The 12,971-nt window shown below is 74.4% G+C and carries 16 protein-coding genes; 7 read left to right on the forward strand and 9 right to left on the reverse strand.

The window, feature by feature from the left end; translation table 11 throughout:
* Nucleotides 1–74 precede the first annotated feature (74 nt).
* Together ACFYYW_RS05405 and ACFYYW_RS05410 are read left to right on the forward strand one after the other, a co-directional pair.
* Entirely contained in the window at nucleotides 75–326 is a 252-nt protein-coding gene (locus ACFYYW_RS05405; protein ID WP_352331127.1) for an acyl carrier protein, read from the forward strand.
* Nucleotides 326–1,549, forward strand: a complete 1,224-nt coding sequence (locus ACFYYW_RS05410; protein ID WP_387645382.1) for a beta-ketoacyl-[acyl-carrier-protein] synthase family protein — start codon at nucleotides 326–328, stop codon at nucleotides 1,547–1,549. Before ACFYYW_RS05405 ends, ACFYYW_RS05410 begins: the two co-directional genes overlap by 1 nt.
* Nucleotides 1,550–1,600: 51 nt before the next feature.
* Here the strand turns inward: ACFYYW_RS05410 and ACFYYW_RS05415 are convergent, their stop codons facing one another.
* Together ACFYYW_RS05415 and ACFYYW_RS05420 are read right to left on the reverse strand one after the other, a co-directional pair.
* Complete coding sequence (locus ACFYYW_RS05415; protein ID WP_387645385.1) at nucleotides 1,601–2,038, reverse strand: VOC family protein; 438 nt, start codon at nucleotides 2,036–2,038, stop codon at nucleotides 1,601–1,603.
* A 72-nt stretch (nucleotides 2,039–2,110) separates the two neighbouring features.
* Nucleotides 2,111–3,298, reverse strand: coding sequence for a cytochrome P450 (locus tag ACFYYW_RS05420; RefSeq protein ID WP_387645387.1), 1,188 nt, complete (start codon nucleotides 3,296–3,298; stop codon nucleotides 2,111–2,113).
* Between the two features lie 74 nt (nucleotides 3,299–3,372).
* On the opposite strand from ACFYYW_RS05420, the gene ACFYYW_RS05425 reads away from it, so the two are divergent.
* The gene (locus tag ACFYYW_RS05425) at nucleotides 3,373–3,981 is read left to right on the forward strand and encodes a TetR/AcrR family transcriptional regulator (RefSeq protein WP_387645390.1); all 609 of its coding nucleotides are present in this window, start codon (nucleotides 3,373–3,375) and stop codon (nucleotides 3,979–3,981) included.
* Nucleotides 3,982–4,057: 76 nt separating this feature from the next.
* Here ACFYYW_RS05425 and ACFYYW_RS05430 read toward each other — a convergent pair whose 3' ends face one another.
* Nucleotides 4,058–4,660, reverse strand: a complete 603-nt coding sequence (locus tag ACFYYW_RS05430) for an ABATE domain-containing protein (protein ID WP_352328646.1) — start codon at nucleotides 4,658–4,660, stop codon at nucleotides 4,058–4,060.
* A gap of 68 nt (nucleotides 4,661–4,728) precedes the next feature.
* Here ACFYYW_RS05430 and ACFYYW_RS05435 point away from each other — a divergent pair, with 68 nt between their 5' ends.
* Both ACFYYW_RS05435 and ACFYYW_RS05440 read left to right on the forward strand, forming a co-directional pair.
* A complete protein-coding gene (locus tag ACFYYW_RS05435) occupies nucleotides 4,729–5,118 on the forward strand; it encodes a RidA family protein (RefSeq protein WP_352328644.1) in 390 nt (129 codons plus the stop codon).
* A 32-nt stretch (nucleotides 5,119–5,150) separates the two neighbouring features.
* Nucleotides 5,151–6,563, forward strand: a complete 1,413-nt coding sequence (locus tag ACFYYW_RS05440; protein ID WP_387645394.1) for an MFS transporter — start codon at nucleotides 5,151–5,153, stop codon at nucleotides 6,561–6,563.
* An 85-nt stretch (nucleotides 6,564–6,648) separates the two neighbouring features.
* On the opposite strand, the gene ACFYYW_RS05445 is transcribed toward ACFYYW_RS05440, so the two are convergent.
* From ACFYYW_RS05445 to cseB, 3 genes are all read right to left on the reverse strand, one after another.
* On the reverse strand, nucleotides 6,649–7,512 hold the full coding sequence (locus ACFYYW_RS05445) for a serine hydrolase (RefSeq protein ID WP_364420023.1): 864 nt from the start codon (nucleotides 7,510–7,512) through the stop codon (nucleotides 6,649–6,651).
* A gap of 104 nt (nucleotides 7,513–7,616) precedes the next feature.
* A complete protein-coding gene (locus ACFYYW_RS05450; RefSeq protein WP_387645397.1) occupies nucleotides 7,617–8,816 on the reverse strand; it encodes a sensor histidine kinase in 1,200 nt (399 codons plus the stop codon).
* Nucleotides 8,813–9,499 carry a two-component system response regulator CseB gene (gene cseB, locus ACFYYW_RS05455; RefSeq protein ID WP_387645399.1) on the reverse strand — a complete coding sequence of 229 codons (687 nt, stop codon included), beginning with the start codon at nucleotides 9,497–9,499 and terminating at the stop codon, nucleotides 8,813–8,815. The genes ACFYYW_RS05450 and cseB overlap by 4 nt, the downstream gene beginning before the upstream one ends.
* A 379-nt stretch (nucleotides 9,500–9,878) precedes the next feature.
* Here cseB and ACFYYW_RS05460 point away from each other — a divergent pair, with 379 nt between their 5' ends.
* Complete coding sequence (locus ACFYYW_RS05460) at nucleotides 9,879–10,430, forward strand: AAA family ATPase (protein WP_387645402.1); 552 nt, start codon at nucleotides 9,879–9,881, stop codon at nucleotides 10,428–10,430.
* On the opposite strand, the gene ACFYYW_RS05465 is transcribed toward ACFYYW_RS05460, so the two are convergent.
* The 3 genes from ACFYYW_RS05465 to ACFYYW_RS05475 form a co-directional block, all read right to left on the reverse strand.
* The gene (locus ACFYYW_RS05465) at nucleotides 10,408–10,908 is read right to left on the reverse strand and encodes an anthrone oxygenase family protein (RefSeq protein ID WP_364393867.1); all 501 of its coding nucleotides are present in this window, start codon (nucleotides 10,906–10,908) and stop codon (nucleotides 10,408–10,410) included. The two genes, ACFYYW_RS05460 and ACFYYW_RS05465, sit on opposite strands and share 23 nt — an antisense overlap.
* Nucleotides 10,909–11,038: 130 nt before the next feature.
* Entirely contained in the window at nucleotides 11,039–11,788 is a 750-nt protein-coding gene (locus ACFYYW_RS05470) for an SAM-dependent methyltransferase (protein ID WP_387645405.1), read from the reverse strand.
* Nucleotides 11,789–11,870: 82 nt separating this feature from the next.
* Complete coding sequence (locus tag ACFYYW_RS05475; protein WP_387645408.1) at nucleotides 11,871–12,740, reverse strand: LysR family transcriptional regulator; 870 nt, start codon at nucleotides 12,738–12,740, stop codon at nucleotides 11,871–11,873.
* A gap of 76 nt (nucleotides 12,741–12,816) precedes the next feature.
* Between ACFYYW_RS05475 and ACFYYW_RS05480 the strand changes: the two genes are divergently transcribed.
* Nucleotides 12,817–12,966: a hypothetical protein gene (locus ACFYYW_RS05480; protein ID WP_358301381.1), complete on the forward strand. Its 150-nt coding sequence runs from the start codon at nucleotides 12,817–12,819 to the stop codon at nucleotides 12,964–12,966.
* The last annotated feature ends 5 nt before the right edge of the window (nucleotides 12,967–12,971 follow it).

Below are 12,971 nucleotides of genomic sequence, written 5' to 3' on the forward strand. Positions count from 1 at the left end.
CATACCCGGACCCGCCCGCGCTCCTGGAGCACACTCGGACACGCCCCCCATCCGCCGAGAGAACGGACGGCACCATGACCGACGACCAGATAACAGACACGCTCCGCGGCCACTGCGCGCGGGTCCTGGGCGTCAGCCCGGCCCAGATCGGCCCGCACACCGACCTGCGCGAGGAACTGGACGCCGACAGCCTGGACTTCGCCGAGCTGTACGCCGTGGTCGAGGACGAATGGGGCACCTTCGCCGACGACCGGCTCCAGCGGGTGCGGACCGTCGCCGACATGGCCGCCGTCATCCGCCGCCACCTGACGGCGGTGGGCGGCTGATGCGACCCCGGGTCGCGGTGACCGGGCTCGGCCTGCGCACGCCCGCCGGCTCCGGTCCCAAGGAGCTGTGGAACGCGCTGCTCGGCGGGCGCTCGACGGCACGGGCCATCACGTCCTTCGACACGTCCGCGCTCGCGGTGCGCTTCGCCTGCCAGGTGCCGGAGCTGGACGTCTCGGCGTACCTGACCGACCGGCAGGCGCGGCGGCTGGACCGGGCGTCGCTGCTGGCGGTGTGCGCGGCGGGCGACGCGCTGGCCGACGCCGGTCATCCGCGGGTGCCGCCCGAGCGGCGGGCCGTGGTGGCGGGCAGCTCGTTCTGCGGCACCGAGACCTACGAGTCTGCGCTGCTCGACACGCCCGGTCCGGCGGCGCTGCGGCTGTCGCCGATCTTCATCCCGAAGATCATGCCCAACGCCGGCGCCGCCGCCATCGGCATGCGGTACGAGATCCGCGGGCCGAGCATGTCCGTGGTCACCGCCTGCGCCTCCGGCGCGCACGCCATCGGCGAGGGCGTCCGGCTGATCCGCGACGGCTCGGCCGACCTGGTCGTGGCCGGGGCCGGGGACGCCAACGTCACCCCCGGCATGCTGCACGGCTTCAGCCGGTGCCGGGCCCTGTCGGTGCGCAACGACGACCCCGAGGCCGCCTGCCGCCCCTTCGAGGCCGACCGCGACGGGTTTGTGCTGGCCGAGGGGGCCGCGTTCCTCGTCCTGGAACGCCTGGACGACGCCGTGCGCCGCGGGGCGCGCGTGCACGCCGAGGTGTCCGGCTACGGCCGCACCAGCGACGCCCACGACCTGACGGCCCCCGCGCCCGGCGGCGCGGGCGCCCGGCGGTGCATGGACGCCGCGCTCGCCGACGCGGGCCTGGCGCCCGAGGACATCGTGCACGTCAACGCCCACGGCACCGGGACCGAGCTGAACGACCTGGCCGAGGCGCAGGCCATCGGCCGCGTCTTCGGGCCCGCCGCCGTGCCGGTGAGCTCGACCAAGGGGGTGACCGGGCACGCCCTCGGCGCGTCCGGGGCGATCGAGGCCGTGGCGTGCGTGCTGGCGATGGCCGAGTGCACCGCCCCGCCGACCGCCAACCTGGACCGGCTCGACCCGCGCTGCGACATCGACGCGGCGCCCGTGCCGCGCCCGATCGCCAGGGGGCCGGTGATGTCGAACTCCTTCGGCTTCGGCGGCCACAACGCCACGCTGGTCTTCTCGCCGGCGCGCTGACGTCTCCCGCCGGACGGTCAGCCCCGCCGGACGGTCAGCCCCGCCGGACGGTCAGCCCCGCCGGGAGACGAACACGCAGAACGGGTGCCCGGCCGGGTCGGCGTAGACCCGCAGGGGCTCCTCCTCGTCGTCGATCCGGTCCAGCAGCAGCCGGCCGCCCAGGCGCAGAACGCGTTCGTGCTGCTCCAGCAGGCTCTCGACCGAGGAGACGGTCAGGTCGAGGTGGAGCTGCTGGGGCACCCCGGGCTCCGGCCAGGTCGCCTCAGGAAGCGTCTCGACCTGCTGGAAGGCGAGCTGCGGCGCGCCGTCCCTGGTGCGCAGCACGAGCCAGTCGCGGCCGCGTTCGTCGTCGGCCCCCGCCTGCGGCGGCTCGTCGCCGGGCCGGTAGACCAGGTCCAGCAGGGACCGGTAGAACTCCGCCAGCGCCCTGGCGTCGGTGCAGTCGAGCACCACCTGACACAACCTGATCCCGCCGTCCGTACCGGTCATGCGCGCCTCCGTGATCGTCCTTCGTCCGTCATGCTCTCTGCACGGCCGGAGGGCACGTCAAACGCGGCGGCCTCACCAGGTGACCGGCAGGGACGCCAGGCCGTAGATCGTGGCGCGCGGGCGCAGCGGCACCTCCTCGGCGGGCACGGCCAGCCGCAGCCCGGGGAAGCGGCGCAGCAGCGCGGGGAAGGCCAGCCGCATCTCCAGGCGGGCGAGCTGCTGTCCCAGGCACTGGTGGATGCCGTGGCCGAAGCCGAGCTGCGGCCCGGCCTCGCGGGTGACGTCGAAGCGGTGGGGGTCGGGGAAGCGGGCCGGGTCGCGGTTGACGGCCGGCAGGGAGAGCGTCACGGTCTCCCCGGCGCTGATCGTCCGCCCGGCGAGCGGCACGTCGGCCCGCGCGACCCGGATCGGGCCGATGTGCACGATGCTGAGGTAGCGCATCAGCTCCTCGACGGCGGTCGCCGCGACGCCGGGATCGGTGCGCACCAGCTCCGCCTGCTCCGGACGGCTCAGCAGCAGGAACGCGCCGAGGGCCAGCATGTTCGCGGTCGTCTCGTGGCCGGCGGTCAGCAGCAGGGTGGCCACCCCGGTCAGCTCCTCGTGGTTCAGCTCGCCGCCGGAGACCAGCTCGCCGAGCAGGTCCTGGGCGGGCTCGGTCCGCTTGCGGGTGACCAGCTCGGACAGGTAGCCCATCAGCTCCGCGCCCGCCGCGCCGCGCTGCTCGGCGGAGTTGTCCAGGTTCACCGCGCGCGCGGTGGTGTCCTGGAAGCGCGCGCGCTCGTCGTACGGGACGCCGAGCAGCTCGCAGATCACCAGCGACGGGATCGGCAGCGCGAACGCGCCGACCAGGTCGGCGGGCGCCCCGGCCGTGGCCATCTCGTCGAGCCGGCCGTCGACGATCTCCTGGATCCTGGGCTCCAGGAGCCGCATCCTGCGCATGCTGAAGCGGCCGGTGAGCAGCCGCCGGTAGCGGGAGTGCTCGGGGTCGTCCATGGCGATGAAGAAGCCCGGCGGGATCACCAGGTCGGCCAGGCCCTCGGGCGGCGCCAGCTCCTTGATCGGGGGCGCGGCGCCCTGGGAGGTGTTGCTGAAGCGCGGGTCGTCGAGCACCGCGCGGGCCTCGGCGTGGCCGGTGACCAGCCAGCCGGGACGGCCGTCGGCGTAGATCATGCGATGCAGCGGGCCGTGCAGCCGGGCGAGCTCCGCGGGCGGCTCGAACGGGTTCTCCCGGTCGAGCGGCAGGCTCTGAAGGATGTCCATGCGTCCCAGAAAACCGCAGAGACTGCGAATTTGCAACCTGTGCATAAAAGCAGGGCATGCAGTAGGGTGGCGCCGTGGAAGGTCATCGCGAACGCAAGAAGGCCCGCACCCGCCGCGCGCTGCTGGAGGCCGCCGTCCGGCTGTTCGCCGAGCGGGGGTACGAGCAGACCACCGTCGCCGACATCGCCGCGGCGGCCGACGTCGCCCCCCGCACCTTCTTCGCCTACTTCGCGAGCAAGGAGGACGTGCTCTTCCTCCAGGCCGGCGACCGCGAGCGGGTGATGCTGGAGGCGATCGCCGGGCGGCGGCCCGGAGAGCCGCTGGGGGAGCTGCTGAGCCGCATGTTCGAGGCCATGGTGCGCAGCCTGGCCGAGGACGACGAGCTCGGCTTCGCGCTGTCGCCGCTGCGGGCGCGGCTGATGGCCGCCGAGCCCGCGCTGCGCGCCCGCGGCCTGACGCTCATGATGGAGACCCAGCCCCGGCTGGCCAGGGCGTTGTGCGAGGTCTATCCGGGGCTCGACCCGGTGTCGGCGGGGGCGGCGGTCGGGAGCTTCATGGGCGCGCTGGCCGTGGCCGGGATGGTCGCCCAGGAGCAGGGCGGCTCCGAGGACGACGTCCTGGCCGCCGGGCGGCGCGGGATCGAGATCGCGGTCAACGGCCTGTCGATCCTCGACCGGCCTTAGCCCGCGCGGGGCCGCCCCGCGTCCACTCACCGGGCGTCACGGCTCCAGGCCGCCGTCACGGCTCCAGGGCCTGGCGTCACGGCTCCAGGGCCTGGCGGGCGCGCAGGGCGCGGAGTTTGTGGCGGTTGCCGCAGCGTTCCATCGCGCACCAGCGGCGGGCGCCGGGCCGCGAGGTGTCGACGAACACCAGCGGGCAGTTGTCGCTCGCGCACTCCCGGATACGCTCGGCGAACGGCCCGGACAGCAGTTCGATCATCTCCCGCGCCATGGCGGACAGCGCCTGGACGGCCCGCACCGGCGACGCCCATCCCGCCGTGACGCCGTCGGCGCCGAGTTCGGGCACCAGGGGCGCGGCCGTCGCGGCCCGGTTGATGGCCGTGATCGCCTCGGCGGGCAGGGGGCGGCGCGCCGCCCGGGCGTGGGCCGCGTCCCAGATCGCCCGGCGCAGGGCCTTGGCGTCGGTGAGCTCGCCGGCGGTCACGGGGACCGTCATGACCGCCGTCAGGGGTGGCTGGGCGAGCCATTCGGCCAGGTCGGCCGGCTCGTGGAGGGTCTCGAAGATCGCGTACTGGCCTTCGCCGCCGGTGTGGGCGAAGTCGAGGCAGAGGGCGCCGGCGTCGAACCGGAACGACCCGCCCTTGGGATCGTGCAGCACCCGTCCGGTTGCGTTCACTCGCATGACACCACTATAACTGGTGTCGCACCGAAACCTCTTTAACTGGTTTCAGAACACGAGGAGAGAACACCATGGCCGTACGGCACATCAACCCCGAGGGACTTCACCGCAGCCCGGCCTTCAGCCAGGCCGTCGTGGTCGAGCAGCCGGCCAAGACGATCTACATCGGCGGCCAGAACGGCGTCGGCCCCGACGGCAAGGTCGTCGGCCCCACGGTGGGGGACCAGGCCAGGCAGGTGTTCCGCAATCTCAGGACGATCCTGGAGAGCGAGGGCGCGACCCTGGCGAACGTCGTGCACTGGCGCATCGCCGTGCTGGAGGGCCACACGTTCGACGAGGGAGTGGCCGCCTTCCAGGAGGTGTGGAACCGGGCCGACGCCCCGCCGGCCATCACGGTGCACGTCGTGGCCGGCCTGAACCCGGGTTGCCTGGTCGAGGTCGACGCCGTCGCGGTCGTGTGACCACGCGGGGACCGTCGACGACATCTCGGATCATGACGAACACCGCGGACGCGCCACCGGCCGGGCGGAGCACCGCCCGGCCGCCCGCCCCCCTCTGGCCGATCGTCGCCCTGGTCTGCCTGGCGCAGTTCATGACGGTCCTCGACGTGTCGATCGTGAACGTCGCGCTGCCCGCCATGGAATCCGACCTCCGCCTGGGCGCCGAGGGGCTGCAATGGGTGGTCAACGCCTACCTCCTCACCTTCGCCGGGTTCCTGCTGCTGGGCGGCCGGGCGGCCGACCTCTACGGCCGCAGGCGCACGTTCGTCGCGGGCCTGACCGTGTTCGCGGTCGCCGGCCTGGCCGGCGGGCTCGCCACCACGCCGGAGCTGCTGATCGCCGCGCGGGCGTGCCAGGGGCTCGGCGCGGCCGTGGTCGCCCCGGCCACGCTGACGATCCTCACCACCACGATCCCCGCCGGGCCGGCGCGGGCCAGGGCCGTCGCCACCTGGGGCGCGGTCGGGGCCGCCGGCGGGGCGGTGGGCTCGCTCGCCGGCGGGCTGCTCACCGACTACCTGTCCTGGCGCTGGATCCTGCTGATCAACGCGCCGATCGGGGTGGTCGCGGTCGTCGCCGCGCTGCGCCTGCTCGCCGAGAGCCGCGACGCCGGCGCTCGCGGGCTCGACCTGGCCGGCGCGATCACGGTGACGGCCGGGCTGTCGGCGCTGGAGCTGGGCATGCTGCAGACGCCCGCGTACGGCTGGGGTTCGCCGCGCGCGCTGGTCCCGATGGGCGTGGGCGTGCTGGCGCTGGCCGCGTTCGTCCTGGTGCAGGCCCGGTTCGCGCGCGAGCCGCTGATGCCGCTGCGGATCTTCCTGGCCCGCTCGGTGTCCGGCGCGCTGCTCGTGCAGTTCCTGCTGGGCGCCGTGGGGTTCGCGCTCTGGTACTTCCTGTCGCTGCACATGCAGCAGGTGCTGCGCTACAGCGCGTTCCAGGCGGGCCTGGCGTTCCTGCCGCACACCCTCGCCGTCGTCGTCGCCGCCAAGGCCACGCCGTGGCTGGCCGGCCGGGTCGGGCTGCGTCCGCTGCTGGCCACGGGCGCGCTGATCGCGGCGGCGGGTTTCGCCTGGCAGGCCACCGTCACGCCGGAGAGCGGCCTGCTCGCCGGGATCGTGCTGCCGGGCGTGCTCATCACCGGCGGACTGGGGCTCACCTCGGCCCCGATCGCGCTGACCGCCACGGCCGGCGTCGGCCCCGGCGAGGCGGGGCTGGTCTCCGGCATCCTGAACTCCTCCCGCCAGGTCGGCGGCTCCCTCGGGCTGGCCGCGCTGACCACCCTGGCCGCGGCCCCCGCCGGCGCGCCGGCCTCCGGGTACGCCCTGGCGTTCTGGGCCTGCGCCGGCGTGGTGACCGCCGGGGCGGTGGCCGTGCTCGCTCTGCCCAGGGTCTCGCGCGAACGTCCGTGACAGGCGATCGCGTCCGCGGTCGTCAACCCGACACCTCGGCTGGGCGTCGTCAGCGGACTGACCTGCTGATCCCCGCCCGGTCGCCTCATCGCGACCGGTCGAGCAGCCACTGCTCGACCGCCGCGCTCATCCGCCCGCCCGCCTCCAGCGCCGCCGCCTTGGCGGCGGCCGGGTCGGTGTGCGCGGCCTGGCCGAGGATGACGCCGAGCACCAGGTGACCCCGTACGCGCGAGGCCCACATCAGGTTGCCGCCCGCGGCCGTGCCGGAGCCGGTCTTGATGCCGATGACGCCGTGCCTGTTCAGCAGCGTGTTGGTGTTGTGCAGCCGCCTGGCGTCCCCCGGGACGGACGTGTCGGTCTGCGCCACCACCGCCCGCAGCACCGGGTCGCCCATCGCCGCCCTGGCCAGCCTGAGCTGGTCGGCGGCGGTGCTGACGGTGGTGTCCTCGTTGCCGCTGGCCCCCGTGTACGTGCTGTCCGCCATGCCGAGGCGTCGTGCGGCGGCGTTCATCCGGGCCACGAAACGCTCCTGGGAGCCGGCGTCCCAGCGGGCCAGGAGCCGGGCCACGTTGTTGCCCGAGGGCACCATCATCAGCTCCAGCAGCCGCCGCAGCCGTACCGTCCGGCCCTGGACGAGCGGGACGGTCGACTCCAGCCGCGACAACGACTCCTCGGCCGCCGCGCGGTCCACGGTGATCAGCGGGCCCTCGTCGCCGGGCCGCAGCGGGTGGCGGCGCAGGATCACGTACGCGGTCATCACCTTCGTCACGCTGGCGATCGGCACCGGCCGCAGGTCGCCGCTGACGCCCAGGCTGCCCACGCCGGCCACCTCGACCGCCGCCTGCCCCTCCCGCGGCCACGGCAGGGACGCCTCCCCGGTGACCTTGGGAGCTCCGGCACAGCCCGACAGAACGCCAGCCAGCAGCAGAAACATCAAGGAACGTCGCATACCGGCCAGGTTGCGCGACCGGCGTGTCCGTACGGCCGTGGCCGCGCATCCACCCGCGCTCAGCCGTGTATCAGCCCCGCATCACCCGGGCATCCACCCGGGCATCAACCCCGCGGGAGGCGCAGGACGGCGACCGCGCCGCCGTCCGGGGCGTTGGCCAGGGTCAGCTCGGCGCCGATGACCCGGGCCTGGCCCAGCGCGATCGTCAGCCCCAGGCCGTGGCCGCGGCCCCGCTCGGCGGCGCCCGTGCGGAACCGGCGCGGCCCGTCGGCCAGCAGCTCCGGCGGGAACCCCGGCCCCCGGTCGCGCACCTCGACCACGTGGTCGCCGACCGCGATCTCCACCGGCGCCGCGCCGTGCCGATGGGCGTTGAGCACGAGGTTGGCCAGGATCCGGTCCAGCCGCCGCGGATCGGTCTCGGCCACCGGGTCCCCGTCGGCCAGCACCCGCGCCTCGACCCCCACCCGGGCCGCCGACTCCGCGGCCAGCGCGGCCAGCGGCACGCGCACCCGCTCGGCGACCTCGGCCCCGGCGTCCAGCCGGGACACCTCCAGCAGGTCCTCCACCAGCGTGCGCAGCACCCGCACCCGGTCCCGCACCAGGTCGGCGACCTCGCCCTCGTCCAGCAGCTCGACCACGGCGACCAGGCCCATCAGCGGGGTGCGCAGGTCGTGCGCGACGTCGGCGGTGAACCGCTGCTCGGCCAGCAGCCGGTGCTGCAGGCTCGCCGCCATCGAGTCCACGGCGGCGGAGATGCGGGCGATCTCGTCCCGGCCGCGGGCGTTCGTCCGGGCGGCCAGGTCGCCCCCGGCGATGCTGCGGGCGGTGCGCGCGACCCGCCGCAGCCGCCGGTTGGGCAGCTCGGCCGCCAGCACCGACAGCGGCACCACCCCGGCCAGGGCGAGCAGCCCGGCCTTGGCCATGTTCCGGTCGAGCGCCTGGAGGCCCAGCAGTTCGGAGCCCATCGCGATCTGCACGCTCGTCGCCTCCTCGCCGCCGTCGCCGGACGGCTGGACCGCCCACATCCACGGCTCGTCCCGGTGGTCGAGCCCGTACCAGACCACCCGCCGGCCGGGCCGCAGCCGGTCGGCCAGGGCATCGGGAAGCTCGGTGACGGGCACGACGTCCTCGGCGGTCCCGGCGGCCAGCGACCTGTCCAGGGCCGCCTCGGCCCGCGCCTGGCCGAGGTCGAGCGCCCGCTGCCAGGTCGCCCGGTGCACCAGCAGCCCCACCACGGCGGCGACGACGGTCGCGGCGAGCGTGACGAGTGCGGCGATCTTCCAGCGCAGCGAGGCCGGGTTCACGTGACGGCCAGCTTGTAGCCGAACCCGCGCACGGTCTCGACGCGCTCGGCGCCGATCTTCCTGCGCAGCCGCTGCACGCACAGGTCGACCACGCGGCTGTCGCCGTCCCATCCGTAGTCCCACACGTTGCGCAGCAACGTCGCCCGTTCCAGGACGATGCCGGGATGGGCGGCGAACTCCAGCAGCAGCCGCAGCTCGGTCGGCGACAGCTCGACGCGCCGGCCGGCCCGCCGCACCTCCAGCGCGCCGGTGTCGACGCTCAGGTCCCCGAACTCCAGCACGGCCGCCCCCGCCCCGGGCCCGGCGGCCGGCGTCCGGGCGAAGGTGGCCCGGCGCAGCAGCGACCGGATCCTGGCCACCAGCACCGGCAGGTCCACCGGCTTGACCACGTAGTCGTCGGCGCCGCCCTCCAGCCCGGCCACGATGTCCAGCCCGTCGCCGCGGGCCGACATCATCAGGATCGGCACCTGGCTGGTCTCCCTGATGCTGCGGCACACGCTGATGCCGTCGAGGCCGGGCAGCATCACGTCCAGCAGCAGCAGGTCGTGATCGCCCGTACGGGCGGCCTCCAGCCCGTCGAGCCCGTCGGCCGCCGTGGTCACCCGGTAGCCGTACCGTTCCAGGGCCATGCCCAGCGACGTGCGGATCACGGTGTCGTCCTCGACGAGCAGCAGGGATGTCATGAAATCGCACCATACCTAGGGAAGTGCACTGACCGGCCCGCGTGTCGGTAGGCTCGGGATGGACGATCGCGGCCAGGACGCCGAAGCCGTTCCTGCTCCGCTCGGCCCTCATCGCCTCGCAGCCGGCCGGGTCGGCTGTCCCGCCGGAGCCCCTCCGCAGCCGGTCAGCACCCCCGGACCGAGCGGACCGCGCACCAGCGCACGCATCAAGGGCTCCTTCGCCGTGGGGACGCGCCGCCCTCCGCGACGCCTCGGCCAGTCTTGGGCCCTCTTCCGTCCGCCCGGCCTCGGCCGGGTGTCACCGGGCGCTCGGCCGTGTATCAGCCGCGTATCAGCGCCCGCAGCCAGTCACCAACCCCCACCGAAACGGAGAACAACCGTGCCGAACCACGTTCTCACCGGCACGCCGGGCGCCGGGAAGACGGCCGTCCTGCGGCTGCTGGAGGTCCGCGGGTACAGCGTCGTCGAGGAGGCGGCGACGGACGTCATCGCCCTCGGCCAGGCGCTCGGCCGCGCGGAGCCCTGGCGCGAGCCCGCCTTCGCCGAGGAGGTGGTCAGGCTCCAGCGGCGGCGCCAGGAGGCCGTGCCCGCGGGCGGCGAGGCCCCCGTCTTCTTCGACCGCTCGCCGGTCTGCACGCTGGCGCTGAGCCGCTTCCTCGGGTATCCCGCCTCACGCCTGCTCGCCCGCGAGGTCGAGCGGGTGGTGGAGCGGGGGACGTACGACGGGAAGGTGTTCTTCGTCCGCAACCAGGGGTTCGTCCGCGCCACCTCGGCCAGGCGGATCGGCTACGAGGAGGCGCTGGACTTCGAGCGCCTGCACGAGCGGACCTACCGCGACCTCGGGTTCGAGCTCGTCGAGGTGCCCGCCGGGCCGCTGGCCGACCGCGTCGCGCTGGTCGAGCGCGCCGTCAGCCCACCCGGCCGCTCTTGACCAGCGCCCAGCACAGCGAGGCGAACGCGCCGGTGGTGGTGATCGTGCGGACGAGGTTGTAGCCGGCCCACTTGGCCTCGTCGAACGCGCGGCGCACCGCGGCCAGGTCGGCGATCCGGTCCGGGTCGCCGGCCGCCTTGAGAGCGTCGTTGAGCGGCACGTTCACGGCCACGGTGAGCACGAAGGCGACCAGGTAGAGCACCAGCGCGACGATGATCCAGGGCAGCACCGCGCGCACGTCCTGGCCGAGGTGCAGCGCCGCCGCCAGGCCCGTGAAGGCCAGCGCGCCGACGAAGCTGAGCATGAACCAGGGGTTGAGTATCGCCCGGTCCACGGCCTGGAACGCCCCGACGAACGTGCGGTCGTCGGTCGCGCCCAGACCGCGCATGATGGTGTGCGAGTACAGCCCGAAGACGCCCGCCGCGAGCCCGGTCGCCATGGTCGCCGCGATGAGCACGACGGTGCGCAGAACCGACATCAGTGTGTCCCCCTGTTCGTCCCGCGCCCGACGTCCCGGACGCGCGAGGACAAGTCAACGCGACACCGGGGGAGCGCGGCCATGGCCGAGACGCTCCCGCGCATACGCCGGACTCCAGGGGGCGCCGTGGTCAGGGCGCGGGCGGGTTCCGGCGCGCGGTGACCAGCGCGAAGGACAGGTATTCCCCCTGGTCGGCTTCGAGCATGGCGATCGTCGCGGTCTCCTGCCTGGCGCGGGCCCACAGCAGCCAGTCGTGCCATCCGCCGTCCTGCAGCCGCGCGGACGTCACCGTGACCAGCTCGGTGATCTCCCACTGGAAGCGCCACCACTCGGCGGTGTGCCAGGCGATGGCCTCCCAGCCGACCAGGGCCTTGACGTGCGCGGGGATGTGCCCGAGCTCGCGGACCTCGCGGGTCATGCCGGGCGTGGCGACACCGAGCTGCCCGCCGGGCCGCAGGAAGCGGACCAGGTAGGGCAGGTAGGAGTCGGCCGTGCCGAAGTACTCGAAGGCGTCCACGCTGACGATCGCGTCGAAGGACTCCGGCTCGAACGGCAGCGCGTGCGCCTCGGCCCGTACGGCCCGGACGCGGTCCGTCACGCCCGCCGCGGCGAAGACGGCCGCGGCCTTCTCCGGCGCGACCCACAGGTCGGCGGCCACCACCTCCACCCCGAACTCGCGGGCCAGGAAGACCGAGGTCGCGCCCAGGCCAGAGCCCAGGTCGAGCACCCGCATACCGGGCCGCAGGTCGAGGTCGCGGGCCAGGTCCTCCAGCAGCCACAGCGGATGGGGGCCCATGTCCAGCCCGAGCACCCATTCCGGGTCGTATGTGGAGGACAGCGGATAGACGTCGGGACGCACGAGATCCTGGATCGCTGACACAGCGGGCCATCCCACCACGAAGCCCCCGTCCGTTCAACCGGTTATCTGCCGCCGGGGCCGGGTCCCGCACGTGCGATCCGGGTCACCGGGTCAGGTGCGCCAGCAGGGCGGCGGCGGCCGGGTTGGCGGGAACGGGCGCCCGGCCGGCCAGCACGACCGTCCTGGCCGGATCGGGCTGGCGGATGCGCACGGTCGGCAGCCCCTCCCGCTCGGCCACCCGCCGGGGGACGATCGCCACCCCGATCCCGGCGCGCACGAGGTCGACCAGCAGCCGGATCTGGGTGACCTCGCAGGTGATCTGCCGGTGCAGCCCGCACCCGGCGGCCAGCCGGCGCACCGCGGTCTCCAGCCCGGTGCCGGCCTTGAAGTCCACGAACGGCTCCTCCGTCAGCTCCGACAGCAGGGCCCGCTCCGCGCCGGCCAGCCGGTGCTCGGGCGAGGTCATCAGCACCAGCTCCTCCTCCCAGGAGTCGAACACGGCCAGCCCCGCCGGCAGCTCGGCGCCGTCGAGCGCCAGGTAGGCCAGGTCGAGCTCGCGGGCGAGCAGCGCGTCGAGCAGCCCCGCCACCGGCGCGTCGCGGACCGAGATCTGGATGCCCGGCCGCAGGCGGTGGAAGGCGGCCAGCTCGGCCGGCAGGTCGACGCTGGTGAGGGTCTGGATGGTGCCGATCGCCACCCGGCCGGTGGCCAGCCCGGACACCGCGGACACGGCGTCGGCGGCCGCCGCGGCGTCGGCCAGCAGCGCCCGCGCGGCCGGCAGGAAGGCGTGCCCGGCCGGGGTCAGCACCGGCCGCCGCCCGGTGCGCTCGAACAGGTCGGCGCCGAGCTCCCGTTCGAGCTTGCGGATGGACGTGCTGAGCGCCGACTGCACGATCAGCTCGGCCCGCGCGGCGGCGGTGAAGCTGCCATGGGTGGTGACGGCGACGAAGTGGCGGAGCTGACGCAGTTCCATCCATCTACGATAGCGATGGCAGCCAGCGAGACGATGTGTTGGATCGATCAGTGCCTGCCAGGACATCCTGGTCCGCATGGAACGACACGTCCCCGCCCTGTGGTCGGCCGCCTACTGCTCCCGCCGTCCCGCCCCGGTCCGGCTCGCCGGGCGGGGGCTGCTCAAGCTCCTCGACTTCGTCCGGGCGCTCGCCCTGGCCGACCACCGCACGTTCGTCTCGCACTGAACGGG

Source organism: Nonomuraea sp. NPDC001831, assembly GCF_042892035.1.
GTDB lineage: Bacteria > Actinomycetota > Actinomycetes > Streptosporangiales > Streptosporangiaceae > Nonomuraea.

What these genes read in the sequence shown, in the direction of transcription:
- ACFYYW_RS05440 (WP_387645394.1), top strand. Translation starts at nt 5,151, where the DNA reads ATGACGAACACCGCGGACGCGCCACCGGCCGGGCGGAGCACCGCCCGG.
- ACFYYW_RS05445 (WP_364420023.1), bottom strand. Translation starts at nt 7,512, where the DNA reads ATGCGACGTTCCTTGATGTTTCTGCTGCTGGCTGGCGTTCTGTCGGGC.
- ACFYYW_RS05480 (WP_358301381.1), top strand. Translation starts at nt 12,817, where the DNA reads ATGGAACGACACGTCCCCGCCCTGTGGTCGGCCGCCTACTGCTCCCGC.
- ACFYYW_RS05435 (WP_352328644.1), top strand. Translation starts at nt 4,729, where the DNA reads ATGGCCGTACGGCACATCAACCCCGAGGGACTTCACCGCAGCCCGGCC.
- ACFYYW_RS05475 (WP_387645408.1), bottom strand. Translation starts at nt 12,740, where the DNA reads ATGGAACTGCGTCAGCTCCGCCACTTCGTCGCCGTCACCACCCATGGC.
- cseB (WP_387645399.1), bottom strand. Translation starts at nt 9,499, where the DNA reads ATGACATCCCTGCTGCTCGTCGAGGACGACACCGTGATCCGCACGTCG.
- ACFYYW_RS05405 (WP_352331127.1), top strand. Translation starts at nt 75, where the DNA reads ATGACCGACGACCAGATAACAGACACGCTCCGCGGCCACTGCGCGCGG.
- ACFYYW_RS05415 (WP_387645385.1), bottom strand. Translation starts at nt 2,038, where the DNA reads ATGACCGGTACGGACGGCGGGATCAGGTTGTGTCAGGTGGTGCTCGAC.
- ACFYYW_RS05465 (WP_364393867.1), bottom strand. Translation starts at nt 10,908, where the DNA reads ATGTCGGTTCTGCGCACCGTCGTGCTCATCGCGGCGACCATGGCGACC.
- ACFYYW_RS05430 (WP_352328646.1), bottom strand. Translation starts at nt 4,660, where the DNA reads ATGCGAGTGAACGCAACCGGACGGGTGCTGCACGATCCCAAGGGCGGG.
- ACFYYW_RS05410 (WP_387645382.1), top strand. Translation starts at nt 326, where the DNA reads ATGCGACCCCGGGTCGCGGTGACCGGGCTCGGCCTGCGCACGCCCGCC.
- ACFYYW_RS05420 (WP_387645387.1), bottom strand. Translation starts at nt 3,298, where the DNA reads ATGGACATCCTTCAGAGCCTGCCGCTCGACCGGGAGAACCCGTTCGAG.